This window comes from Actinoplanes regularis, from assembly GCF_900188005.1.
Lineage (GTDB): Bacteria > Actinomycetota > Actinomycetes > Mycobacteriales > Micromonosporaceae > Actinoplanes > Actinoplanes regularis.
Window position 1 is genome coordinate 110,302 of record NZ_FZNR01000015.1, and the last position, 24,933, is coordinate 135,234.

The window sequence follows — 24,933 nt, forward strand, 5'->3', positions numbered from 1 at the left end:
GGGCAGACCCCTCTCCCGTGTCAGCTAGCCGCCACCGCGGCGGCGATTCCGGCGGTAATACGAGCCACGTCGGCGTCGTCCGTGACGTACGGCGGCATGGTGTAGATCAGGTCCCGGAACGGCCGGAGCCAGACGCCCTCGGCGACCGCGGCCGCGGCCGCCCGCGGCACGTCCACCGGGTGGTCCAACTGGACGACGCCGATGGCGCCCAGGACGCGCACGTCCGCGACCCCGGCCGCGCCGCGCAGCGGTTCCAGGCCGCTTCGCAGGGCGGCTTCGATCCTCGGTACGCGGCTCGCCCACTCCCCCTCGCGCAGCAGCCCGAGCGAGGCGTTCGCCACCGCGCAGGCGAGCGGGTTGCCCATGAACGTCGGTCCGTGCGCGAGCCCACCGCCCTCCCCCGCCGAGATGGCCGCCGCGACCCCGGGCGTGCAGAGCGTGGCGGCGAGGCTCAGGTACCCGCCGGTCAGCGCCTTGCCCAGGCACATGATGTCCGGGCTCACCCCGGCGTGCTCGGCGGCGAAGAACCTCCCGGTGCGGCCGAACCCGGTGGCGATCTCGTCGAAGATCAGGAAGATGCCGTGCTCGGCCGTCACCTCACGGAGCACACGCAGGTACCCCGGGTCGTGAAAGCGCATCCCCCCGGCGCCCTGCACGACCGGCTCGACGATCACCGCGGCGAGTTCACCCGCGTGCCGTTCGATCAGGTCGGCCAGGGCGCTGGCGTACGCCGGCTCGTACCCGGCCGGCGGCGGACCGGCGAAGACCTGCGCGGGCAGCACGCCGGTCCAGAGCGAGTGCATCCCGCCCTCCGGGTCGCAGACGCTCATCGGGTGAAAAGTGTCGCCGTGATATCCGCCACGCCAGGTCGCCAGCTTCTGCCGCGCCGGGTGCCCGAGCGCCCGCTGGGCCTGCAACGCCATCTTGATCGCGACTTCGACGCTCACCGACCCCGAGTCGCACAGGAAGACGTGCTCCAGGCCCGGCGGGGTCAGCTCGACCAGCGTGGTGGCCAGGGTGATGGCCGGTTCGTGGGTGAGACCGCCGAACATCACGTGGCTCATCCGCCCGGCCTGGTCGGCCAGGGCGGCGTCCAGCACCGGATGCCGGTACCCGTGCACGGCGGCCCACCAGGACGACATCCCGTCGACAAGCTCCCGGCCGTCGGCCAGCCGCAGCCGGACCCCGGCAGCGCTCTCCACCAGATAGGGATCGCCGCTGCCGGGCATCGGGCCGTACGGGTGCCAGACGTGCGCCCGGTCGAGCGCAAGCAGGTCGCGCCCGGCCGGGATCATCGCGTCACGTGCGCGCGGGCCGGACGGGCGCCCTGCGCGACCGCCTTGACCAGGTCCGGGCCCTTGTAGATGAACCCGGAGTAGAGCTGCACCAGCGTGGCGCCGGCGTCCAGCATCCGCGCGGCGTCGTCGGCGCAGAGGATCCCGCCGACCCCGACGATGGGCAGCCTTCCACCGGTCTCGTCGTGCACGAACTTGACCACCGCCCGGGACCGCTCGGTGAGCGGCCTGCCGGAGAGCCCACCGGCTTCGGTGGCCAGTCCCTGGTCCGCCGGGGCGAGACCGTCCCGGGCCAGCGTGGTGTTGGTCGCGATCAGGCCGGCCGCGCCCTGCTCCAGGCAGACCTCCAGCAGCTCGGCGATAGCCGGCTCGGTCAGGTCCGGGGCGATCTTCACGAGCACCGGCACCGGGCCGCTCAGCGCCTTCAGCAGGGTCGTGAGGAATTCCCGGTCCTGGAGACTCCGCAGACCGGGCGTGTTCGGTGAGGAGACGTTGATCGCGATGTAGTCCGCGTACGGGTGCAGCAGCCGGTAGGACTCGAGGTAGTCCTCGACCGCCTCGTCCAGCGGGGTGACCTTGGACTTGCCCAGCGAGACGCCGAGCGGCACCCCGATCGGTCCCAGCTCCCGCAGCCGCTCGGCGAGGGCGGCCGCGCCGGCGTTGTTGAAGCCCATCCGGTTGATGATCGCCTCGCTCTCGCGGAGGCGGAACAGGCGCGGCTTGTCGTTGCCCGGCTGAGCCTTGGCGGTGACCGTACCCACCTCGACGAAGCCGAACCCGAGGGCCGGCCAGGCGGGCAGCGCCAGACCGTTCTTGTCCATCCCGGCGGCCAGGCCGACCCGGTTCGGGAACCGGACGCCGAACGCGTCCACCGGGGCGGAGAAGGCGAACCGGCGGCGCATCACCTCGCGGGCGGCGGGTGGCATCGAGGCGAGCCGGTGCAGGGTCCACTCGTGGGCGGCCTCGGCGTCGCCGCCGCCCAGCCGGAACAGCACCGGCCGGACGGCTTTGGTGAACAGGTTCACCGTTCGCTCCGGAGCAGCTCGTGGAGCTCCTGCAACGGCCGGACCCGCATGTCGCCACGCATCAGGGCCTCGATGCCCATCACCGCGGCGGCCGCGCCCGGCACCGTCGTGATGCACGGGATGTCGGCGGTGACCGCGGCGCTGCGGATCTCGTAGCCGTCCTGCCGGGCGCTGGCGCCCGACCCCTGCGGGGTGTTGATGATCAGAGCGATCTCGCCGGCCAGGATCAGCTCGACGGCGTTCATCACCGGGCTCTCGTAGTGCTTCGGGACGACCTCGCACTCGATGCCGTAGCGGCTGAGCACCTCGCCGGTACCGGCCGTGGTGACGATGGTGAAGCCGAGGTCGGCGAGCCGCTTGACCGGGAAGATCATCGACCGCTTGTCCCGGTTCGCCACCGAGACGAAGACCTTGCCGGCGGTCGGCAGCGACCCGTACGCCGCGGCCTGCGACTTGGCGAACGCCTGACCGAAGCCGGCGTCGATACCCATCACCTCGCCGGTCGACTTCATCTCCGGGCTGAGCAGGTTGTCCACGCTGTGCCCGGCCGGGGTGCGGAACCGCTTGAACGGCAGCACCGCCTCCTTGATCGCGATCGGGGTGCCCGCCGGGACGGAACCGCCGTCCCGCTCGGTCAGCAGCATGCCCTCGGCCCGCAGCTCGGCGATGGTGGCGCCGAGCATGATCCGGGCGGCGGCCTTCGCCAGCTGCACACCGGTCGCCTTGGAGACGAACGGCACGGTCCGCGAGGCGCGCGGGTTCGCCTCCAGGACGTAGAGGGTCTCGTCCTTGAGCGCGTACTGGACGTTCATCAGGCCGCGCACGCCGATCCCCCGGGCCAGCGCCTCGGTGTAGCGGCGCACCTCGGCCAGGTGCGAGCCGGCGAGCGTGATCGGCGGCAGCGAGCAGGCCGAGTCGCCGGAGTGGATGCCGGCCTCCTCGATGTGCTCCATCACGCCGCCCAGGTAGACCTCGCCGGTGGCGTCGCAGAGCGCGTCCACGTCGATCTCGACGGCGTCGTCCAGGAACCGGTCGACCAGCACCGGGTGGTCCGGGGAGATCTCGGTGGCCCGCTCGATGTAGCCCTTCAGGGTGGGCTCGTCGTAGACGATCTCCATGCCCCGGCCGCCCAGCACGTACGACGGGCGGACCAGCACCGGGTAGCCGATCGTGTCGGCGATCGCCTTGGCCTCCTGGAACGAGGTGGCGGTGCCGTGGTCGGGCGAGCGCAGGTCGTTCTCGTTCAGCAGCGTGCCGAACAGGCCGCGGTCCTCGGCGAGGTCGATCGACTCCGGCGAGGTGCCGACGATCGGGACGCCGGCCGCCTTGAGCCGGTTCGCCAGGCCGAGCGGGGTCTGGCCGCCGAGCTGGACGATCACGCCGACCACGCCCGGGCCGCCGGCCGCCTTGCCGGAGGAGTCCTCGGCGTGGAACACCTCGAGGACGTCCTCGAAGGTGAGCGGCTCGAAGTAGAGCCGGTCTGCGGTGTCGTAGTCGGTGGAGACCGTCTCCGGGTTGCAGTTGACCATGACCGTCTCGTAGTCGACACCCCGGAGCGCCTGAACCGCGTGCACACAGGAGTAGTCGAACTCGATGCCCTGCCCGATCCGGTTCGGACCGGAGCCCAGGATCAGCACCTTGGGCCGGTCGCTCGGCGCGACCTCGGTCTCCTCGTCGTACGTCGAGTAGTGATAAGGGGTGTTCGCCTCGAACTCGGCCGCGCAGGTGTCCACGGTCTTGTAGACCGGGCGTACGCCCAGCCGGTGCCGCAGCACGCGGACCCCGTCCTCGGCGGCCAGCTCCGGCCGCAGCGCGGCCAGCTGCTTGTCGGAGAGCCCGGAGCGCTTCGCCCTGCGCAGCAGCTCCTCGTCCAGGACCGGCGCGGCCAGCAGCTCGGCCCGCAGGTCGACCAGGGCCTTGATCTCGTCCAGGAACCACGGGTCGATCCGGCCGCTGGCCTGGTGCACCTGCTCGACCGTGGCGCCCAGCCGCAGCGCCCGCTCGACCGTGTAGAGCCGCCCGTCGTGCGGCACCCGGAGGGCGGCCAGCGTCTCCTCGAGAGTCTCGTCGGGATCGGGGGTGGTCCAGAAGCCGCCGGCCTTGGTCTCCATCGAGCGCATGGCCTTGTTGAGCGCCTCGGCGAAGTTACGGCCCAGGCTCATCGCCTCGCCGACCGACTTCATCGTGGTGGTCAGCTCGGGGTCGGCGCCGGGGAACTTCTCGAACGCGAACCGCGGGATCTTGACGACCACGTAGTCCAGCGCCGGCTCGAACGCGGCCGGCGTCTTCAGGGTGATGTCGTTCGGGATCTCGTCCAGGGTGTAGCCGATGGCCAGCTTCGCGGCGATCTTGGCGATCGGGAAGCCGGTGGCCTTCGACGCGAGCGCCGAGGAGCGGGAGACCCGCGGGTTCATCTCGATCACGATCATCCGGCCGTCGTCCGGGTTGATCGCGAACTGGATGTTGCAGCCGCCGGTGTCCACGCCGACCTCACGCAGCACCGCGATGCCCAGGTCACGCAGCTTCTGGTACTCCCGGTCGGTGAGCGTCATGGCCGGGGCGACGGTGACGCTGTCGCCGGTGTGCACGCCCATCGGGTCGACGTTCTCGATCGAGCAGACGACCACGACGTTGTCGTGCTTGTCGCGCATCAGCTCGAGCTCGTACTCCTTCCAGCCGAGCACGCTCTCCTCGATGAGCACCTCGTGCACCGGGGAGGCGGCCAGGCCGGCGCCGGCGATCCGCTCCAGGTCCGCGTCGGTGTGCGCCATACCGGAGCCGAGGCCGCCCATGGTGAACGACGGGCGGATGACGACCGGCAGGCCGATCTCGGCGACCGTCTCCCGGACCTCGTCCATCGAGTGGCAGACCCGCGAGCGCGGGGTCTCGCCACCGGCCTTGGCGACGATCTCCTTGAAGAGCTGGCGGTCCTCACCCTTGCGGATGGCCTCGACGTTCGCGCCGATCAGCTCGACGCCGTACTTCTCCAGCACGCCGCTCTCGTGCAGGGCGATCGCGGTGTTCAGCGCGGTCTGGCCGCCCAGGGTGGGCAGGATCGCGTCCGGGCGCTCCTTGGCGATGACCAGCTCGACGAACTCCGGCGTGATCGGCTCGACGTAGGTCGCGTCGGCGTACTCCGGGTCGGTCATGATCGTGGCCGGGTTGGAGTTGACCAGCGAGACGCGGATGCCCTCCTCGCGCAGCACCCGGCACGCCTGGGTGCCGGAGTAGTCGAACTCGCAGGCCTGGCCGATGACGATCGGGCCGGACCCGATCACCATGACGTGCTTGAGATCCTCACGCTTCGGCATCTGTGTCAGCCCTTCTTCTCGACGAGCTCGACGAACCTGTCGAACAGGTAGTCGGCGTCGTGCGGGCCGGCGGCGGCCTCGGGGTGGTACTGGACGGTGAACGCGGGCACCTCGATGCCACGCAAGCCCTCGACCACGTTGTCGTTGAGGCAGACGTGCGAGACCTCGACACCACCGAAGTCGGTGTCGATCACCTTGTCGATCGGGGCGTCGACCGCGAAGCCGTGGTTGTGGCTGGTCACCTCGACCTTGCCGGTCGTCTTGTCGAGCACCGGCTGGTTGATGCCGCGGTGGCCGTAACCGAGCTTGTAGGTGCCGAACCCGAGCGCGCGGCCGAGGATCTGACTGCCGAAGCAGATGCCGAAGAGCGGCACCTCGCGGCGCATGACCTCGCGGGCCAGCGCGACCGGACCGTCGGCGGTGGCCGGGTCGCCCGGGCCGGGCGAGAAGAACACCGCGTCCGGGCTGACCGCCAGGAGGTCCTCGATCGAGGAGGAGGCCGGGAAGATGTGCGTGGTGACGCCGCGGGCGGCCAGCCGCCGCGCGACGTTGCGCTTGATGCCCAGGTCCAGGGCGGCGACCGTGTAGCGGTGCTCGCCCTCGGCGGCGACCGTGTACTTCGCGCCGGTGGTGACCTCGGCGGAGAGGTCCGCGCCGAGCATCTGCGGCTGGCTGCGCACCTTCTCCAGCAGCGAGTGCGGGTCGAGGTCGACGCTCGACACGCCGACCCGCATCGCACCCAGCGAGCGCAGGTGGCGGGTCAGGGCGCGGGTGTCGATGCCGCTGATGCCGACGACGCCCTCGGCGGCCAGGCGCTCGCCCAGGTCGCCCTTGGAGCGCCAGTTCGACGGGCGGCGAGCCGGGTCGCGGACCACGTAGCCGGAGACCCAGATCCGGTCCGACTCGTCGTCCTCGTCGTTGACGCCGGTGTTACCGATCTGCGGCGCGGTCTGCACCACGACCTGCTTGTGGAAGGAGGGGTCGGTCAGCGTCTCCTGGTACCCGGTCATGCCGGTGGTGAAGACCGCCTCGCCGAACGTCTCGCCGACGGCGCCGTACGCCGTACCGGCGAACGAACGCCCGTCCTCGAGAACGAGAATCGCTGCGCTTCCAGGGCGACTCCGTCGCAATCCCGGAAAATCGTTAGAGGGGGTCACTTAACTGCCTTCCCGTCCAGAACCGTCGCTTCGCCCCGCAGGAAGGTCGCGACGATGCGACCCGGCAGAGTCATACCCGCGTACGGCGTGTTCCTGCTGCGGCTCGCCAGCCCGCTCGGGTCGACGACCCAGCTCGCCGACGGGTCCACCAGCGTCAGGTTGGCCGGCGTGCCGGCCTTCGTCAGGTCCCCGCCGTGCCCGTCCAGTCCGGCGATCCGGGCCGGCGCGATCGACATCCGGTCGGCGATCAGGTCCCACTGCTCACCGAAGACGCTCAGCACGATCGGCAGCGCGGTCTCCAGACCCAACATTCCGGGGCGGGCGTACGACCACTCGCACTCCTTGTCCTGCACGGCGTGCGGGGCGTGGTCGGTGGCGACCACGTCGATCACCCCGTCCCGCAGCGCCTGGCGCAGCGCCATCACGTCGGAGGACGTACGCAGCGGGGGGTTGACCTTGAAGACCGGGTCGTAGCCGGCCGCGAGTTCGTCGGTCAGCAGCAGGTGGTGCGGGGTGACCTCGGCGGTGACCCGGACGCCCCGGGCCTTGGCCTGGCGCAGCACCTCCACCGAACCGGCGGTCGAGACGTGGCAGACGTGCAGGCGGCTGCCGACGTGCTCGGCGAGCAGCACGTCCCGGGCGATGATCGCCTCCTCGGCGACCGCCGGCCAGCCGGTCAGGCCGAGCCGGGTGCTGACCTCGCCCTCGTGCATCTGCGCGCCCTCGGTGAGCCGCGGCTCCTCGGCGTGCTGGGCGATCACGCCGTCGAACGCCTTCACGTATTCGAGCGCGCGGCGCATCAGCTTCGGGTCGGCGACGCAGAAGCCGTCGTCGGAGAAGATCCGGACCGTGGCCGCGGAGTCGGCCATCGCGCCCAGCTCCGCCAGCTGCTTGCCGGCCAGGCCGACGGTGACGGCGCCGATCGGCTGCACGTCGACCAGGCCCGCCTCCCGGCCCAGCCGCCAGACCTGCTCGACCACGCCGGCCGTGTCCGCGACCGGCGAGGTGTTCGCCATCGCGCAGACCGCGGTGTAGCCGCCCAGGGCCGCGGCGCGGGAGCCGGTCTCGACCGTCTCGGCGTCCTCGCGGCCGGGTTCACGCAGGTGGGTGTGGACGTCCACGAGGCCCGGCAGGGCTACCAGCCCCGCGGCGTCGATGACGACCGCATCCTTGTCCGTTTTATCGGAAATTACGCCATCTTTGATGAGCAGGTCGGTCGGCGCGGCGCCGAGGACCGAGACGCCCTTGAGAAGGTACGCCATCACTTGCCTCCCAGGAGCAGGTAGAGGACGGCCATCCGGACGCTGACGCCGTTGGCGACCTGTTCGACGATCGTGGAGCGGGGTGAGTCGGCCACCTCGGGCGCGATCTCCATCCCGCGGTTCATCGGGCCGGGGTGCATGACGATCGCGTGCTCCGGCAGCCTCTTGAGCCGCGGCACGTCGAGCCCGTAGCGGCGGCTGTACTCGCGCGCGGACGGGAAGTACGAGTCCTGCATCCGCTCGGTCTGGACGCGGAGCATCATCACCACATCGCTCTCCGGCAGAACCGCGTCGAGGTCGTAGGAGACCTGGGTTTTGTCCGACAGCGCGGCACCGACTTCCAGCGGGATCAGCGTCGGCGGGCCGACCACGGTGACTTGTGCGCCGAGCGTGGTCAGCAGCAGCACGTTGGAGCGGGCCACCCGGCTGTGCAGCACGTCGCCCACGATCGCGACCTTGAGGCCGTCGAGGCGGCCCAGGCGGGAACGCATCGTGTACGCGTCCAGCAGCGCCTGCGTCGGGTGCTCGTGGGTGCCGTCACCGGCGTTCACCACCGAGCCCTCGACCCAGTTCGCCAGCCGGTGCGGCGCGCCGCTCGCCGAGTGCCGGATCACCACGGCGTCGGCACCCATCGCCTGCAGGGTCAGCGCGGTGTCCTTGAGGCTCTCACCCTTGGAGACGCTGGAGCCCTTGGCGGAAAAGTTGATCACGTCGGCGGAGAGCCGCTTGGCGGCCGCCTCGAAGGAGATCCGGGTGCGTGTGGAGTCCTCGTAGAAGAGGTTCACCACGGTGCGGCCGCGCAGCGCGGGCAGCTTCTTCACCTCGCGCCCGGAGAGCGCGGCCATCTCGGCGGCGGTGTCCAGGATCAGGGTGGCGGTCGCGGCGTCCAGGTCCGCGGCGGAGCGCAGGTGCTTGATCACTGGAGACCTCCGATCAGGCGCACCTCATCGGCGCCGTCCACCTCGGTGAGCGCGACCTTCACGCTCTCGCTGTGCGCGGTCGGGATGTTCTTGCCCACGTAGTCGGCGCGGATCGGCAGCTGCCGGTGCCCCCGGTCGACGAGCACCGCGAGCTGCACCGAGCTGGGCCGGCCGAGATCCTTCAGCGCGTCCAGGGCGGCGCGCACCGAGCGGCCGGAGAAGAGCACGTCGTCGACGAGGATCACCCGCAGGCCCTCGATGCCGCCGGCCGGAAGCTCGGTCTTGCCGAGCGCGCGGGTCGCCTGCAGCCGCAGGTCGTCGCGGTAGAGCGTGATGTCCAGAGAACCGACCGGGACCTCGACGCCCTCGAAGGCGTGGATCCGGGCGGCCAGGCGGTGCGCCAGCGGTACACCCCGGGTGGGGATGCCGAGCAGCACGGTGCCGGTGGCTCCGGAGGTCTTCTCCAGAATCTGATGGGCGATCCGGTCGACGACCCGGGACAGGTCGGATCCGGCAAGAATGATCTTGCTTGGCGCGTCTGCGCGTGGCTGTGCCACGGCGGACCTCCTTCCCCGCCTCACTGGACGGGTCGTTAAAGGACGTCTGTCGGGACGGTTTCCGTGCGGTTACCGACCCTATGGCTGACGCTACGTTACCAGTGGACAAGGCGTTGACCAGGGTGACCTGCCCTACCCAAGAACAAGACGGACAAATCTAACAACAAGGGATACAGTCGGTAACTTTGGTGCGGCCCGCACGACTCATCGGTAACCAGCACTTGACCGGCGCTCACAAACTCCGTACCGTCACGCAGCGTAGCGATCCGTGAGGAAGAACCCTCCGGGCCGAGCACAGTACTGGGAGTGTCCGAATGCCGTCTGAGTACGCGAAGTCGCTGGGCGCTCGTCTGCGCTCCATCCGTCAGCAGCAGGGCCTGTCCCTGCAGGGCGTGGAAGAGAAGTCCAACGGCCGCTGGAAGGCCGTTGTCGTCGGCTCGTACGAGCGAGGCGACCGTGCGGTAACCGTGTCCCGTCTGGCCGAACTGGCCGACTTCTACCGGGTGCCCGTCTCCGAGCTGCTGCCCGATGGCAGTGGCATCCGACTCGAGGCCACCAACAAGATCGTCCTGGACCTCGAGAAGCTGTACGACACCACCGGTGAGGACCTCGCCTACGTGGCGCGGTACGCGCGGGCCATCCAGCAGCAGCGTGGTGACTACAACGGCCGGGTCCTCTCGATCCGCGCCGACGACCTGCGCGCCCTCGCCATCGTCTACGACATCTCGCCGTCCGGCTTGATCGAGCGACTGACTGAGCAGGGTGTTCTGGTGGCCGACCCGCGGGCGTTCTTCGCCAGCTGAGCCTGCCGCAGAAAGAAGAGCCCGCGTCGGCCCCCCAGATCGACGCGGGCTTCTCCAACTGCTCAATATGAAAACGGCCCGGACCACGCGGTCCAGGCCGTTTCACGTTTCTTGCCACCGTCGCGAACACCGCGATCCGGCTGTCGTCACCTCGTCGCGAACGCCGCGATCCGGTCCAGCAGACCGTTGAGGAAGCGCGGGCTGTCGTCGGTCGACATCTCCTTCGCCAGCTCCACCGCCTCGGTGATCGCCACCGGATCATCCACCTCCGGCTCGTAGATCAGCTCGTAGACGGCGATCCGGGCCAGGTTGCGGTCGACCACCGGCATCCGGTCGATCGTCCAGCCCTCGGCGTAGCTGGCGATCAACTCGTCGATCCGGTTCAGGTTCGAGGCGACGCCCTCGATCAGGGTGATCGCGTACGCCAGGTGCTCGGGGTGCGGCTTGGCGATCCGCCCCAGGTAGCTGACCAGTACCTCGGGCGGCGGCAGATCACGCAGGTCGGCCTCGAAGAGGACATCCAGCGCCCGCTTGCGCGCCTTGCGGCGCGCAAGCCGTTCCTTCTTGGGACCTTCAGCCATCAGCTGCGGCCGAGGTAGCGGCCGTCGCGGGTGTCGACCTTGATCTTCTCACCGGTGGTGATGAAGAGCGGAACCTGAACCGTGGCGCCGGTCTCGATCGTCGCCGGCTTGGTGCCACCGGTCGAGCGGTCGCCCTGCAGACCCGGCTCGGTGTAGGTGACCTCGACGAAGACGCTGGTCGGCAGCTCGATGTAGAGCGGCACGCCCTCGTGCAGCGCGACCGTGGCCTCGGCCTCGGGCAGCAGGTAGTTGGCGTTGTCACCGACCGTGGCGCCGGAGACGTGGATCTGCTCGTAGGTGTCCAGGTCCATGAAGACGAAGTCCTCACCGTCCTGGTAGAGGTACTGCATCGCACGCTTGTCCACGGTCGCGGTCTCGACCTTGGTGCCCGCGTTGAAGGTCTTGTCGACGACCTTGCCGGACAGCACGTGCTTCAGCGTGGTCCGCACGAAGGCCGGACCCTTACCGGGCTTGACGTGCTGGAACTCAACGACGGACCACAGCTCCTTGTCGAGGTTGAGAACCAGGCCGTTCTTCAGGTCGTTGGTGGAAGCCATGTCCTGCCTTGATCTTGACGCGAATCGCTGACCGAACCACTTTACCGGCGATGACCTGGTGAGGGCGAATCGGGCCTACCGGCAGATGTGTTCCAAAGCAAGCCGGTACCCGTCGATACCGAGCCCGGCGATCACCCCGGTCGCAACCCCGGTGATCACCGAATGGTGCCGGAACTCCTCCCGCTGGTGGACATTCGAGATGTGCACCTCGATCAGAGTGCCGCGCAACATGGCACACGCGTCACGGATCGCGAAGCTGTAGTGCGTCCAGGCGCCCGCGTTCAGCACCACGTCGGCGCCCTCGTCGGCGGCCCGGTGCAGCCACTCGATCATCTCGTGCTCGGCGTTGGTCTGCCGGATCTCGACGGTCACCCCCAGGTCCTCGGCCACGCTCTCACACATGTCCACCAGGTCCTGATACGTGGTCTTGCCGTAGATCTCCGGCTCCCGGGTGCCCAGCCGGTTCAGGTTCGGGCCGTTCAGCACGTAGATCATCGCGCCACCTCCGCGTAGGCCCGCCGCAGCAGGCCGTCGTCCGGCCCGGCCAGGACGCCCGGCTTCGCCAGGCCGTCCAGCACCACGAACCGCAAGGTCGCGGCCCGCGTCTTCTTGTCCACGCGCATCCCGGCCAGCAGCTCGCTCCAACCCTCTTCCGGGTACGACGTGGGCAGCCCCAGCAGCTCCAGAATCGCCCTGTGCCGCGCGGCGGTCGCGTCGTCCAGCCGTCCGGCGAGCCGGCCCAGCTCGGCCGCGAAGATCATGCCGACCGCGACCGCGTGGCCGTGCTTCCAGGTGTACTTCTCACGCCGCTCGATCGCGTGGCCCAGCGTGTGGCCGTAGTTCAGGATCTCCCGGAGGCCGGACTCCTTCAGGTCCACACCGACCACGTCCGCCTTCACCTGGATCTTGCGCTCGATCAGCTCACGCAGCACGTCGCTGTGCGGGTCCAGGGCCGCCTCGGGGTTCTCCTCGACCAGCTCCAGGATGCGCGGGTCGGCGATGAAGCCGCCCTTGACCACCTCGGCAAGGCCGGCCGCGATGTCCTCCCGCGGCAGCGTGTCCAGGGCGTCCAGGTCGCAAAGCACACCGGCCGGCGGATGGAACGCGCCGACCAGGTTCTTGCCCGCCGCGATGTTGACGGCGGTCTTGCCGCCCACGGCCGCGTCGACCATGCCGGCGACCGAGGTGGCGACGGGGATCCAGCGGACGCCGCGCAGCCAGGCGGCCGCGACGTATCCGGCGAGGTCGGTGGTCGCGCCCCCGCCGACCCCGACGACCACGTCGGTACGGGTGAAGCCCGCGGCCCCGAGCTCGTCCCAGCACCGCGCCGCGACCTCGATCGACTTGCCCCGCTCGGCGTCGGGCACCTCGATCGGCACGGTCTTCAGATTCGTCGCCTCGGCCACCGCCTCGGCGCGAGCCCGCAGCGCCGGCGGATGGAGCACGGCCACCCGGGCCGCGCCCTCCAGCAACGGCGGCAGCTCCTTGGTCAGCCCACGGCCCACGACCACGTCGTACGGACGGTCACCCGTCACTGCAATTCGCGTCACCACGGGCGTCACCCTATCCGTGCCCCGGCTTCCGGTTCGCCGTGGTTGTGCGCGTTCCGCCAGCCGGGACTTCCGGGTGACCTAAGCCGGACCGCGCAGCAGGGCGGCGATCTCGGCGGCGATCTCCTCGGGCTCACGGTCGTCGGTGCTGACCGTGTGCGCGGCGACCTCGGTGTAGAGCGGGCGGCGCTGCTCCAGCAGGAACTTCATCGTGGCCCGCGGATTCATCGCCAGCAGCGGACGGCCGGCGCCGAGGCCGACCCGCTTGATGGCGTCGGCGAGCTCCACCGAGAGGAAAACCACCGTGTGCTCCACGAGGAGCTTCCGGGTGCCCTCGTCCAGGATGGCACCGCCACCGAGAGCGAGGACCCCGTCGAACGTCTCCAGGGACTCCGCGACCACCGTGCGCTCCAGCGCGCGGAAGGCGGGCTCGCCATCGTCGATGAAGATCTCCGGGATGGGCTTGCCGGCTCGGGTCTCGATGATCGAGTCCGTGTCGGCGAAGGCCGTGCCCAGGGCCGCGGCGACGGCTTCACCGATCGTGGTCTTGCCGGCGCCGGGCGGTCCGACCAGGACGGCGACCGGGCGCATCAGCGGATCACCAGGTTTTCCAGGTACGACGCGAGGTTGCGGCGGATCTCGCCGACCGAGTCACCACCGAACTTCTCCGTCGCGGCCTCGGCCAGCACCAGAGCGACCATCGCCTCGGCCACCACCGCACCGGCCGGCACCGCACAGACATCCGAACGCTGGTTGATCGCCGTGGCCGGCTCACCCGTGGTGATGTCGATGGTCTGCAACGCCCGGTTCAACGACGAGATCGGCTTCAACGCGGCACGCACCCGCAACGGCTCACCGTTGGTGATGCCACCCTCCAGGCCACCGGCCCGGTCAGTGACCCGCTTGACCCCCTCAGGCGTGGGAACGATCTCATCATGAGCGACCGAACCGCGAGACCGGGCCTGAGTGAACCCGTCACCGATCTCCACGCCCTTGACCGACTGGATCGACATCAACGCCGTCGCCAGCCGGGCATCGAGCTTGCGATCCCACTGCACATGCGAACCCAGACCCGGCGGAACGTTGTACGCCAGAACCTCAACAATCCCGCCGAGCGTGTCAGCGTCCTTCTTCGCGGCGTCGACCTCGGCAACCATCCGGGCACTCGCCTCCGGATCCAGGCAACGCAGCGGGTCCGCGTCGATCCGGTCGAAGTCATCGGGCGTCGGAATCAGACCGGACTTCGCGGCGACCGGACCAAGCTCGATCACATGCGAGACGATCTCGATCCCCAACGCCTGCCGGATCAACTGCTTCGCGACCACACCGACAGCAACCCGCGCCGCGGTCTCCCGCGCACTGGCCCGCTCCAGAATCGGACGAGCATCGGTGTGCCCGTACTTCTGCATCCCGGCCAGATCCGCATGACCCGGCCGCGGACGCGTCAACGGCGCATTACGCGACTGCTCGGCCAGCACCCGCGGATCAACCGGATCCGGAGACATCACCGTCTCCCACTTCGGCCACTCCGTGTTACCAACCCGGATCGCAACCGGACTACCCAGCGTCAACCCATGCCGGACACCACCGATGAACTCGACCTCGTCCTGCTCGAACTTCATCCGCGCCCCACGCCCATAACCCAGGCGGCGACGCACCAGATCCCGGCTGATGTCCGCGCTCGTCACCTCCACCCCGGCGGGAACACCCTCCAGCAGCGCGACGAGCGCCGGTCCATGCGATTCACCTGCGGTTAGCCAGCGCAACACGATTCACAGTCTGGCACGACGCCGGAACAGCCCGGAACCAGGCATACCTCGTCCCGCGTTCCGGACAGCAATGGGCGTACCAAATCGGGATCTTGAATCTGATCCCTGGATCAGCGGCTGGCGACCGCCGCGTCGAGAGCGGCCCGCATAGCCTCCTCCGGGGCCTCGGCCACGCCGGTGAACTGCTCGAACTGGCTCAGCGCCTGGGCCAGCAGCAGATCCAGCCCGGAGAGCACCGGCAGCTGCGCCGCGACCGCCGAGGCGGCGAGCGGGGTCGGCCACGGGTCGTAGATCGCGTCGAAGAGCACCGTCCCCGCCCGCCAGGTGACCTCGGCGGCCAGTTGGTCGGCCGCGCCCTTGGGAACTGTGGAGATCACCGCGTCGGTGTCGAAGGCGCCGGGCGCGTCGGACCAGGCCACGCCCGTAAGCTTCAGACCGAGCGCGCCGGCGACCGGCTCCAGGTCGGCGAGGGCGGCGAGACGGCGGGTGACCACGGTGACCACCTCGGCGCGCAGCTCGGCCGCGGCGGCCAGGGCGGCACGTGCGGTGCCGCCGCCGCCCAGCACGGTGATCCGCGGCGGCGCCTCCTTGGCGGCGTGCCGGCCGGTGCCGGCGCCCACGCCGGCCTCCCGCAGCACCCGGACCATCCCGGGGACGTCCGTGTTGTCGGCGTGCCAGCCGCCGTCCGCCTGCCGGACCAGCGTGTTGGCCACGCCGGCGGCGATCGCGACCGGGGTCGCCGAGGTGGCCAGCTTGAGCGCGGCCTCTTTGAGCGGCATGGTGAGCGACAGACCGGCCCACTCCGGGCCGAACCCGGCCACCAGGTCGGGCAGCTCGGACTCGGCGCACTCGATCGCCTCATACGTCCAGTCGGTCAAGCCGGCGGCGGCGAACCCGGCGCGGTGGATCACGGGCGAGAGCGAGTGGGCGATCGGCTTGCCGAGGACGGCTGCCCGTCGCGGGCTGGAAGTCTGCACAGCGGGTCCCGTCCTGGTCGAGAGATCGAAGTCGCCGCCGTATTCTACGAAGCCGGCATCAACACAACGGAATGCCGTTCTGGCAGGCGATCTGCAGATTTCTGTCGTGGTCGGCGGCGGTCTTGCCGTAAGCCATGGTCCCGTCCTTGTCGACGGTGACGAAGTAGAAGTACGGGAAGTTGTTCGTCGGGTTCATCGCGCCCTTCAGCGCGACCTCGCCGGGATTGCCGATCGGCCCGGGCGGCAGCCCCGGCTTGTCGTGCGTGTTGTACGGGTTCTTCGGATTGTGCAACTCCGCCTGGGTCAAATGCTCGGACGCCTTGATGTCCTTCCCGTTGAGCCGCAGCCAATAGTTGACCGTGCTGTCCATCCCGAGGCAGTTGCAGGGGAAGTCATCGCTGTACGCGCGGTTGTAGACCACCCGGGACACCTTCGCCATGTCCTCGTCCTTGAGCGCCTCGCCCTGCGCGATCGACGCGACGATCAGCGCCTCGTACGGCGTGATCCCCCCGCGCGACTTCTGGACGGTCGGGACGAACTCCAGCCGCTCCATCTCCGAGTTGAAGTGCCCGATGATCGTCTTGAGCACCTCGGTGGCGTCGGCCTTCGGGGACAGGTCGTATGTCGCCGGGAACAGGAAGCCCTCGATGTTGGATTTGTCGATCTTCTTGCCGTCACTGCGCTTGAACCACGACTCGTCCACCCCGAGCCCGACCGGATTCTTCGCGGCCTTCTGAAACTCCGCCACGGGGATCCCGGTGGCCTCCGACAGCTTCTGGAAGCTCTGCTGGTAGGTCAGCCCCTCCGGGAGGGTGACCTTGACGACCCAGCGGCTCTTCGGGTCGAGCAGCAGGGCGAGCGCGTCGCTCGCCTTCATCTCCACCTTGAGCTTGTACCAGCCGGCTTGGATGTTCTTGCTGCGGTTGTTGTCCTCGGCGGCGTCGACGAAGGCGTCCACCGAGGCGACGACCTTCTGCTGGTACAGCAGGTTGCCGATCTCGGTGGCCGACTGACCGGTCTTCACCTGCACGATCGCCTCGGCTCCGCCGGGGCCCGGGTAGTCGTCGGCGACGAAGAAGCCCGTCACCTTGCTGTACGCGAACCACCCGCCGCCGGCCAGCAGGCTGAGCAGGACCAGGCTGAGGAAGAACGCGATCGTCGAGCGTCCGGCACGGGTGTTGTTGCGTGGCGCCTCCGCTTTCGACTGCTGTTCTTCCTCCAGTACCGAATCCAGGTCGTCGAGCATCTCCGCCTCCGCTGCGGGTCCAGCATGACAAACCCTCGATCGGCGTTATGTCGCGAAGGCTGTCACGGATCCACTATCGGCGCCACCTTACGACAAAGGCCGGCCGACTGTCGTCGGCCGGCCTTGATGCCGCAATACTTCGTCAGCAGATCGGAATGCCGTTCTTGCAGGCGATCTTGATGTTAGCCTCATGATCGTCATTGGTCTTGCCGTACGCCATTGCGCCCTTTTTATCGACAGTCACGAAGAAGTAGTAATCACTCTTCGGGGCGGTGATCGCACCTTTCAGGGCAACCTCGCCCGGGCTGCTGATAGGTCCGACCGCCATGCCCTTGACGTCGTAGTTGTAGGGGTTCTTCGGGTCGTGCAACTCCGTGACGAGCAGCTTCTCCGACGACTTCGCGCTCTTGCCGGTGATCCGCAGCCAGTAGTTGACCGTGCTGTCCAGCTGAAGGCAGGTACACGGGAAGTTCCCGGTGTAAGCCCGGTTGTAGAGGACCCGTGCCACCGGACCCATGTCCTCCGGCAGCAGCGCCTCGACCTGAGCGATCGACCCGGCCACCAGCGCCTCGTACGGCGAGATGTGCAGCTTCGTGTTCGCCTGGTTGACGAAGTCCAGCTTCTCCATCTCATCGTTGAAGTGCGCGATGATGTCCTCGAGGATGTCCGTGGCCGTGTCGTTCTTGGAGAACTCGTAGGTCGCCGGGTACAGGAAGCCCTCGATGTTGGTCTTGTCGACCTTCTTGCCGTCGGTTCGCTTGAACCACAGTGCCGGCACGCCCAGCTTCTGCGGATCCTTGGCGGCCTTCTTGAAGTCGTTCACCGGGATGCCGGTCGCCTTCGACAGCCGGTCGTAGATCTGCAACGAGATGAGGCCCTCGGGGATCGTCACCCGGTTGACGTTCTTGTTCTTCAAATCCAGCAGCATGGCCAGCGCGTCACTGGCCTTCATCTGCTTGCGGAGCAGATAGGATCCAACCTGAATGCCGGAGCTCTTCGGGTTGTCCTCGGCAGCGTTGACGAACGCTGCCGCGCTCTTCACCACGCCCGCCTTGTAGAGGGTGTTGGCGATGTCGGTCGCGGTGTGGCCGGGCTTCACCTCGATGACGGCCTCACCCGTGCCCGGGCCGCTGTAGTCCTCAGCGGTGAAGAAGCCCTTCACCTTGCCGTAACCGACATAGGCGACACCGCCGAGCCCACCGAACAGCACGAGGACCAGGATGAGGGCCAGGAACGTACGCCCTCGTCCGCCTTTTCTCTCGCGATGTCTCCAGCGGCCTCGGTCTTCGGCTCCGGCGAACGAAAGATCCAGGTCGTTGTCGCTCAATTAAGTCTGCCTCCGCTGCGCGTCCAGCCAGCCCTGCAGGATCTCCACGGCGGCCGCCTGGTCCACGACCGCACGCTGCCGACGACCTCTGACGCCCCGCTCGCTCAGCCTACGGCTGGCGACGACGGTCGACATCCGCTCGTCGGAGAGCACGACCGGCCGCGGCGCGAGAAGCTCGCCGAGCCGTTGCACGTACGCCCGGACGTGGCCGGCCGCCACGCCCTCCCGCCCGTTGAGTGCGACCGGGAGACCCACGACGACCTCGACGGCCTCGTGCTCCTCCACCAGCCGGGCCAGCTCGGCCATGTCGGCGGGGACCGTGTCCGCGCCGGCCTGCTGGTCCCGTGCCACGGTCGCCACCGGGCTGGCCAGGATCCCGTCCGGATCGCACTTGGCGACCCCGACCCGCACCTGTCCGACGTCCACCCCGAGGCGCACCCCCCGAGTGAAGCCGTGCGTCACGCTCTCTCCCCGCACACCAGCAAACCGCATCTCCGTGTCCTGCGAACAAGCTCCGTAACGCGACGAGGGCCTATATCGACTTACGCCGATAACTTGCTCTCGATCGCGGGCAAAGCTTAACCGCTTCGGCCCCCATTACAACTGCCGCCTGTGCTTGAGCCAGGAATTCTCAAGGAAAAGGAAAGGATCCGTCGCACTGGGCGACGGATCCCTTACCAATCACATTCCAGCCCGCCGCGGCCTCAGCCGGCCTCGGACAGCGCCTTCTCGATCGACGCCAGCAGGTTGGCCGCCTCGGTCGCCGGCACGCCGCCGCCCTGCGCCAGGTCGGCGTTGCCGCCACCGCGTCCGGAGAGCGCGCCCTTGACCAGGTCGGCCGCGGACAGGCCCCGGCCCTTCGCGGCCGCGTTGATCGCCACGATCAGCGACGCCTTGCCGCCCGCCCGGGAGGTCACCGCGACCACCGCCGGCCGCGCCGGATCGATCTTGCCGCGGATCTCCTGAGCCAGCGTGCGCACGTCGTTGCCGGCCGCGCCCTCCGGCGCCTCCGTACCCACCCACGCCACGCCGCGCACGTCCTTGGCCTGGCCGGCGAGCGCGCCCGCCCCGCCCAGGACCATCTGCGCCCGCAGCTTCTCCAGCTCCTTCTCCGCGTCGCGCAGCGCCGTGACGGTCTGCTCGACCCGGTCGGCGACCTGATCGCCGGGGACCCGGAAGAGATCGGCCAGGCGGGACACCAGCAGGTGCTCCTTGGCCAGGAAGCCGAACGCGTCGATGCCGACCAGCGCCTCGACCCGGCGCACGCCGGAGCCGATCGACGACTCGGTGAGAATCTTCACCAGGCCGAGCTGGCCGGAGCGGGCCACGTGGGTGCCACCGCACAGCTCGCGGGCGTAGTCACCGACCTCGACCACCCGGACCTCGTCGCCGTACTTCTCGCCGAAGAGCGCCATCGCACCGAGCCGGCGCGCCTCCTCCTGCGAGGTGACGAACGCGTTGACCTCCAGGTCGCGCAGCAGCACCTCGTTGATCTGCTGCTCGACGTCGAAGAGCACCGACGGGCTGACCGCGCCCGGGGTGTGGAAGTCGAACCGCAGCCGGCCCGGCGCGTTCAGCGAACCCGCCTGGGTCGCCGACTCGCCGAGGAAGTTCCGCATGGTCTGGTGGACCAGGTGGGTCGCGGTGTGCGAGCGGGAGATCGCCTTACGGCGGGTCACGTCGATCTCGGCGAGGCCCGCCTCACCCGCGCGCACCTCACCGCGGATCACCCGCGCCTTGTGCACGATCAGGCCGGGGATCGGCTGCTGGACGTCGACCACCTCGAGCTGGCCGCCGCCCACCTTGATCACACCGGTGTCGGCCTGCTGGCCACCGCCCTCGGCGTAGAACGGGGTGGTGTCCAGCACCAGCTCGACGAAGTCACCCTCACCGGCCACCTCGACCCGGCCCCGGTCCGTGATCAGCGCCCGGACCCGGGACTCCCGGGAGATCTCCTGGTAACCGGTGAACTCGACCTTGCCGCCGGCGTCCAGCGCGGAACGGTACGCCGACAGGTCCGCGTGACCGGTCTTGCGCGCCGCCGCGTCCGCCTTCGCCCGCGCCCGCTGGTCGGCCATCAGCCGGCGGAAGCCGTCCTGGTCGACCTGCAGGCCCTGCTCCTGGGCGATCTCCAGGGTCAGGTCGATCGGGAAACCGTACGTGTCGTGCAGCTGGAACGCCTTGTCACCGGAGAGCTGCTTGCCACCACCGGACTTGGTCTCGGTGATCGCGGTGTCCAGGATCGTGGTGCCCGCCTTCAGCGTGGAGAGGAACGCGTCCTCCTCCGCGTACGCGTACGTGGAGATCCGCCCGAACTCCTCGGCCAGCTCCGGGTACGACGGGGACATGCAGTCGCGCGCGATCGGCAGCAGGATCGGCAGCGCCGGCTCCTGCCAGCCGAGCAGGCGCATCGCCCGGATCGCCCGGCGCATGATCCGGCGCAGCACGTAGCCACGGCCCTCGTTCGACGGGACGATGCCGTCACCGATCAGCATCAGCGCGGTGCGCACGTGGTCGGCGATCACCCGCAGGCGGACGTCGTCCGGGTGGCTCTGGCTCGCCGCGTGCCCGGAGTGCGCGCCGTACTTCTTGCCGGTCATCTCCGCCGCGCGGGCCAGGATCGGGCGGACCTCGTCGATCTCGTACAGGTTGTCGACGCCCTGCAGGATCGAGGCGATGCGCTCCAGGCCCATGCCGGTGTCGATGTTCTGCTTGGGCAGGTCACCGACGATCCGGAACTCTTCCTTCGACTTCACGTCGGTGATCTCGTGCTGCATGAAGACCAGATTCCAGAACTCCAGGTACCGGTCCTCGTCGACCTCCGGGCCGCCCTCCCGGCCGTACGCGGGTCCTCGGTCGTAGTACAGCTCCGAGCACGGGCCCGCCGGGCCGGGGATGCCCATCGACCAGAAGTTGTCCTTCTTGCCGCGGCGCACGATCCGCTCCGCGGGCAGGCCGGTCTGCTTCCAGATCTCGATCGCCTCGTCGTCGTCGAGATACACGGTCGCCCAGATCTTCTCCGGGTCGAGGCCGAAACCGCCCTGCTCGACCGGCTTCGTGGACAGCTCCCACGCCAGCGGGATCGCGCCCGCCTTGAAGTAGTCGCCGAACGAGAAGTTGCCGTTCATCTGGAAGAACGTGCCGTGCCGGCTGGTCTTGCCGACCTCGTCGATGTCCGGCGTACGGATGCACTTCTGCACGCTCGCGGCGCGCGCGTACGGCGGGGTCTGCTGGCCCAGGAAGAAGGGCACGAACTGCACCATGCCGGCGTTGATGAACAGCAGGTTCGGGTCATCGATGGCCGGCAGCGGGGCACTCGGGACCACCGTGTGCCCGTTGGCCTCGAAATGCGCCAGAAAGCGCCGCTTTACTTCCGCCGTCTTCATCGAAACCCCTCCTGCGAACCGGGCCACGAGTCGTCGCGCAGCTCGGCGAATTTGTCTTCATACAGCTCACCGGCGGCGAATGCCGCCTGGATCTGCTGTTCCCGCTCGGCCATGCCTTCGCGGACGTCTTCCACGAAGCTACGCACCGACTCGACGAGCCCGCCAGCGGATTGCGAGAGCGACGTGGCTATTCCGGTCGGGGTGAACTCCTCGGCCTTCTGCGTCAGCTTGCGGACGACGATGGCTCCGACGGCCAGCCCGACACCGAGCCAAAGCAGGCGTTTCATGGCAGCGTTCCCCTCTTCCGGGTAGCTCAGCGACCGGCCTTGCGGCGCCGCTTGATCTCGGTGCGGACCTCACGCTCATCCTCGGCGTGCCGGCGGGCGGCGGCGGCCTTACGCAGGCCATACCCGAACGAGGCAACCTTGACCAGCGGGTTGGCCGCGGCGGCGGAGACCACGGTGACCAGGTTGGCGACATTGGCCGTGACGTTCTGCGCGTGCTCGGTCATCGTGTCGACCTTGGCCAGTTGGAGGTTCACACCGTCCAAAGAGACCTGGACCTGACCGAGCGCGGTGTTCACGTTCTCCACCGTGGTGTTGACGTTGCCGAGCAGCGGTCCGGTGCGATCGGTCACCTCGTTGATCGCCCGAGTCGCGGCGTCCACGGTACGACCCAGCTTCAGCAGCGGCACAGCGAGCACGAGGACGAGCATCAGGAAGGCGCCCGCCGCGATCAGACCAGCGGTATCTCCGGCGTTCATGTAGCGCGTCTCCTCATCGGGTGGTCACGGTAACGGTGGGGACAACGTGCAGACCCTACCGTCCGTGACCACCACGCGCGTCACGACGCCTCTGGTGTCGGCTGTTGCAGGAGCGGATCGTTCTCGTCCAGGACCGGCTCCGGCGTCACGCCGACCGGTCCCGGCTTCTTGTCGGTCTTGCCCCGATCGTCGGCGATCTCGTTCCGCACCTTGATGCTGACCGTCGACCCCTCACACTTCTCCGGGGCGCCCTCGCCCGCCTCGGCCGCCTCGGTGCCGGCCGCCGGATACGCGTCCAGGGCCAGCTGGTCGAGCGCACAGCTGGGCAGGCCGATGGCCAGGTCCAGAGTGAACTCGTCCCGCTTCCAGCAGGTGTAGGTGCCCTCCTCGGCCTTGACCGGCGACTCCGGGCAGTCCACGACCTTCCACTGCGTCCAACCGGCGGCTTTGAGAGCCTTCGTGTACGCCTCGGTGGTCTCCTTGAACGGCCGTTCCGAATCGGTCACCCGTTCCCGGAACCGGCAGTCGATGAGACACCAGCGGCTGCCGCTGCCGTTGTCCTTGGTCTTCTGGGCGGCCCAGGACGGCACGCTCAGCGCGTCGAGGGACGCGAAGACCGGGTCGCTGCTGACCGCGCGGATCCCGAAGAACGCCGGCAACACCAGCAGGACCAGCGCCGCCAGCGTGGTGAGCGTGATCAGCCGGAGCCGCCGCTGCGTGCGCAGCTTCTGGCGCAGCTCGGACAGGCTGCCCTCGGGCTCGGCACCGAACTCGTCGCCGGTCCTGCTGAGCGGTCCGCTCCCGGCCGCGTTCGCATTTCGCGGTACGGGCGCGGCACCGTTCCCGGGCGGCGGAACGCTCGCGCCGACGCGGGCCACCGCGATGGTTCCGGTTCCGTTCCCCGGGCCGTCGGTCTGGCCGTTCTCGGGTCCTGGACCGTTGCCCGGGCCCTTTCCGGGGCCAGGTGCGTTCCCGCGCCCGTTCCCCGGCCTGTTTCCGGCACCCGGCCCATTCCCAGCGCCCGGCCCGTTCCCAGCGCCCGGCCCGTTCCCGCCAGCCAGCCCGTTCCCGGCGCCCAGCCCGTTCCCAGCACCCGACCCGTTCCCGCCAGCCAGCCCGTTCCCAGCACCCGGTCCGTTCCCACCAGCCAGCCCGTTCCCAGCGCCCGGCCCGTTCCCAGCACCCGGCCTGTTCCCAACGCCCGGCGCGGATGTGATTCCCGGCACCGATGCTGATCCGGTGCCACGGCCGGCGACCGCCGCAGAACCGGCGCTTCCGGGCACGGCGGCGGCTCCGGTGCCGCGCGCTGGGCCACCCGGACCGCTTCCGGGCCCGGCAGCCCGGCTGCTTCCAGGGCCGGTGGCCCGGTTGCTTCCAGGTCCGGGAGCCCCGTTCTCTCCCTGCCCTGCACCCCGGTTGTTTCCGGGCACGGCTGCAGCGCCGGTGCCCCGGTTGCTCCCGGGCATGCCGACGGACGCCGCGCCACGCGGCGGGCCGCCCGGCCCACCGTTATCAAGATCATCCTGGCCGGGCACCGCGACAGAAGCCGCACCACGCCTGGGGCCACCGGAGCCGCCAGGCCCGTCTGGACCGCCTGGCCCACTCAGCCCACCGGGCCCGCCAGGTCCATTGGGACCGCCGGGTCCATTGGGACCGCCGGGCACACCGGGGCCGCCAGGTCCATTAGGACCACCCAGCCCACCGGGGCCGCCAGGTCCATTAGGACCACCCAGCCCACTGGGCCCGCCGGGTCCATTGGGACCACCCAGCCCACCGGGGCCGCCAGGTCCATTAGGACCACCCAGCCCACTAGGACCGCCGGGTCCATTGGGACCGCCGGGCACACCGGCACGGCCGGGTCCGTTGAGTCCGCCTGGCCCATTCGGCCCACCGGGCCCACCGGGACCCCGGGGCCCAGCGGGGCCGTCCGGACCGGCGGGGCCGTTTCCGGGCACTCGGGCCGAACCGCTGCCCGGCACTCGGGCGGAACCGCTGCCCGGGCCACCCGGCCCGGGAACCGCCGCGGCGCCCGCCGCACCGACCCGCGCCGAGCCGCCCACCGGCGCGCCACCGCGCGCGGGCCCGCCACCGCGAGGTCCCGGCGCCGGCGAAACCGGCCCGCTGGACATTCCACGCTCGGCCCCACGGGCACCGGCCGGGAAGCCCTGGCTCTGTTCCGGTCCCATCGCCCGGCGACCCGCCGGGCCTGGCTCGCCGGCCACGAAACCTTGGCTCTGCTCCGGGCCCGGGCCACGCCGACCTGTCCCCGGACCACCCGGGCCCTGGCCGGGGTTCGCCGCACGCCGGCCCGTAGCGGGGCTGGCGCCGGGCGGGAAGCCCTGGCTCTGGTCCGGTCCGCGCCCCTCACCCTGGTTCTGCTCGGGAACAGCCCGTCGACGGCGCCCCCGCGAGGTCGGCTCCGGCGCGCCCGTTCCGGCCGCGAATCC

The 24,933-nt window shown here is 69.6% G+C and carries 22 protein-coding genes; 1 reads left to right on the forward strand and 21 read right to left on the reverse strand.

Annotated features, from left to right (window positions below):
- Nucleotides 1–20: 20 nt before the first annotated feature.
- The 7 genes from CHC09_RS31240 to pyrR are packed head-to-tail and all read right to left on the reverse strand — an operon-like array spanning nt 21 to nt 9,551.
- On the reverse strand, nt 21–1,295 hold the full coding sequence (locus CHC09_RS31240; protein WP_089296835.1) for an adenosylmethionine--8-amino-7-oxononanoate transaminase: 1,275 nt from the start codon (nt 1,293–1,295) through the stop codon (nt 21–23).
- Nucleotides 1,292–2,320, reverse strand: a complete 1,029-nt coding sequence (locus CHC09_RS31245; protein WP_089296836.1) for a quinone-dependent dihydroorotate dehydrogenase — start codon at nt 2,318–2,320, stop codon at nt 1,292–1,294. Before CHC09_RS31245 ends, CHC09_RS31240 begins: the two co-directional genes overlap by 4 nt.
- Complete coding sequence (carB, locus tag CHC09_RS31250; protein WP_089296837.1) at nt 2,317–5,631, reverse strand: carbamoyl-phosphate synthase large subunit; 3,315 nt, start codon at nt 5,629–5,631, stop codon at nt 2,317–2,319. The genes CHC09_RS31245 and carB overlap by 4 nt, the downstream gene beginning before the upstream one ends.
- 5 nt (nt 5,632–5,636) lie before the next feature.
- On the reverse strand, nt 5,637–6,761 hold the full coding sequence (carA, locus tag CHC09_RS31255; protein WP_089296838.1) for a glutamine-hydrolyzing carbamoyl-phosphate synthase small subunit: 1,125 nt from the start codon (nt 6,759–6,761) through the stop codon (nt 5,637–5,639).
- A 23-nt stretch (nt 6,762–6,784) separates the two neighbouring features.
- Complete coding sequence (locus CHC09_RS31260; protein ID WP_089296839.1) at nt 6,785–8,053, reverse strand: dihydroorotase; 1,269 nt, start codon at nt 8,051–8,053, stop codon at nt 6,785–6,787.
- Complete coding sequence (locus CHC09_RS31265) at nt 8,050–8,970, reverse strand: aspartate carbamoyltransferase catalytic subunit (RefSeq protein ID WP_089296840.1); 921 nt, start codon at nt 8,968–8,970, stop codon at nt 8,050–8,052. Before CHC09_RS31265 ends, CHC09_RS31260 begins: the two co-directional genes overlap by 4 nt.
- Nucleotides 8,967–9,551: a bifunctional pyr operon transcriptional regulator/uracil phosphoribosyltransferase PyrR gene (gene pyrR, locus CHC09_RS31270; RefSeq protein ID WP_373871976.1), complete on the reverse strand. Its 585-nt coding sequence runs from the start codon at nt 9,549–9,551 to the stop codon at nt 8,967–8,969. The genes CHC09_RS31265 and pyrR overlap by 4 nt, the downstream gene beginning before the upstream one ends.
- Nucleotides 9,552–9,841: 290 nt before the next feature.
- On the opposite strand from pyrR, the gene bldD reads away from it, so the two are divergent.
- Nucleotides 9,842–10,330, forward strand: a complete 489-nt coding sequence (bldD, locus tag CHC09_RS31275) for a transcriptional regulator BldD (RefSeq protein ID WP_014446326.1) — start codon at nt 9,842–9,844, stop codon at nt 10,328–10,330.
- A 146-nt stretch (nt 10,331–10,476) separates the two neighbouring features.
- Here the strand turns inward: bldD and nusB are convergent, their stop codons facing one another.
- From nusB to CHC09_RS31345, 14 genes are all read right to left on the reverse strand, one after another.
- A complete protein-coding gene (nusB, locus tag CHC09_RS31280; RefSeq protein WP_089296842.1) occupies nt 10,477–10,911 on the reverse strand; it encodes a transcription antitermination factor NusB in 435 nt (144 codons plus the stop codon).
- Nucleotides 10,911–11,468, reverse strand: coding sequence for an elongation factor P (gene efp / locus CHC09_RS31285; protein WP_089296843.1), 558 nt, complete (start codon nt 11,466–11,468; stop codon nt 10,911–10,913). The genes nusB and efp overlap by 1 nt, the downstream gene beginning before the upstream one ends.
- A gap of 75 nt (nt 11,469–11,543) precedes the next feature.
- The gene (gene aroQ / locus CHC09_RS31290; RefSeq protein ID WP_089296844.1) at nt 11,544–11,963 is read right to left on the reverse strand and encodes a type II 3-dehydroquinate dehydratase; all 420 of its coding nucleotides are present in this window, start codon (nt 11,961–11,963) and stop codon (nt 11,544–11,546) included.
- The gene (gene aroB / locus CHC09_RS31295; RefSeq protein WP_244911618.1) at nt 11,960–13,021 is read right to left on the reverse strand and encodes a 3-dehydroquinate synthase; all 1,062 of its coding nucleotides are present in this window, start codon (nt 13,019–13,021) and stop codon (nt 11,960–11,962) included. Before aroB ends, aroQ begins: the two co-directional genes overlap by 4 nt.
- Before the next feature lie 78 nt (nt 13,022–13,099).
- Nucleotides 13,100–13,609: a shikimate kinase gene (locus CHC09_RS31300; RefSeq protein ID WP_089296846.1), complete on the reverse strand. Its 510-nt coding sequence runs from the start codon at nt 13,607–13,609 to the stop codon at nt 13,100–13,102.
- Nucleotides 13,609–14,787: a chorismate synthase gene (aroC, locus tag CHC09_RS31305; RefSeq protein WP_089296847.1), complete on the reverse strand. Its 1,179-nt coding sequence runs from the start codon at nt 14,785–14,787 to the stop codon at nt 13,609–13,611. Before aroC ends, CHC09_RS31300 begins: the two co-directional genes overlap by 1 nt.
- 110 nt (nt 14,788–14,897) lie before the next feature.
- Nucleotides 14,898–15,764 carry a shikimate dehydrogenase gene (locus CHC09_RS31310; protein ID WP_089296848.1) on the reverse strand — a complete coding sequence of 289 codons (867 nt, stop codon included), beginning with the start codon at nt 15,762–15,764 and terminating at the stop codon, nt 14,898–14,900.
- A 58-nt stretch (nt 15,765–15,822) separates the two neighbouring features.
- The gene (mltG, locus tag CHC09_RS31315; protein WP_089296849.1) at nt 15,823–17,010 is read right to left on the reverse strand and encodes an endolytic transglycosylase MltG; all 1,188 of its coding nucleotides are present in this window, start codon (nt 17,008–17,010) and stop codon (nt 15,823–15,825) included.
- Between the two features lie 142 nt (nt 17,011–17,152).
- Entirely contained in the window at nt 17,153–18,337 is a 1,185-nt protein-coding gene (mltG, locus tag CHC09_RS31320) for an endolytic transglycosylase MltG (RefSeq protein WP_089296850.1), read from the reverse strand.
- A complete protein-coding gene (ruvX, locus tag CHC09_RS31325) occupies nt 18,338–18,799 on the reverse strand; it encodes a Holliday junction resolvase RuvX (RefSeq protein WP_244911619.1) in 462 nt (153 codons plus the stop codon).
- Nucleotides 18,800–19,041: 242 nt separating this feature from the next.
- Nucleotides 19,042–21,723 (reverse strand): alanine--tRNA ligase, encoded by a 2,682-nt coding sequence (gene alaS, locus CHC09_RS31330; RefSeq protein ID WP_089296852.1) that lies wholly within the window; start codon nt 21,721–21,723, stop codon nt 19,042–19,044.
- On the reverse strand, nt 21,720–22,010 hold the full coding sequence (locus tag CHC09_RS31335; RefSeq protein ID WP_089296853.1) for a hypothetical protein: 291 nt from the start codon (nt 22,008–22,010) through the stop codon (nt 21,720–21,722). The genes alaS and CHC09_RS31335 overlap by 4 nt, the downstream gene beginning before the upstream one ends.
- 26 nt (nt 22,011–22,036) lie before the next feature.
- Nucleotides 22,037–22,486: a DUF948 domain-containing protein gene (locus tag CHC09_RS31340; protein ID WP_089296854.1), complete on the reverse strand. Its 450-nt coding sequence runs from the start codon at nt 22,484–22,486 to the stop codon at nt 22,037–22,039.
- A gap of 80 nt (nt 22,487–22,566) precedes the next feature.
- On the reverse strand, nt 22,567–23,364 hold the full coding sequence (locus CHC09_RS31345; RefSeq protein ID WP_089296855.1) for a hypothetical protein: 798 nt from the start codon (nt 23,362–23,364) through the stop codon (nt 22,567–22,569).
- Between the last annotated feature and the right edge of the window lie 1,569 nt (nt 23,365–24,933).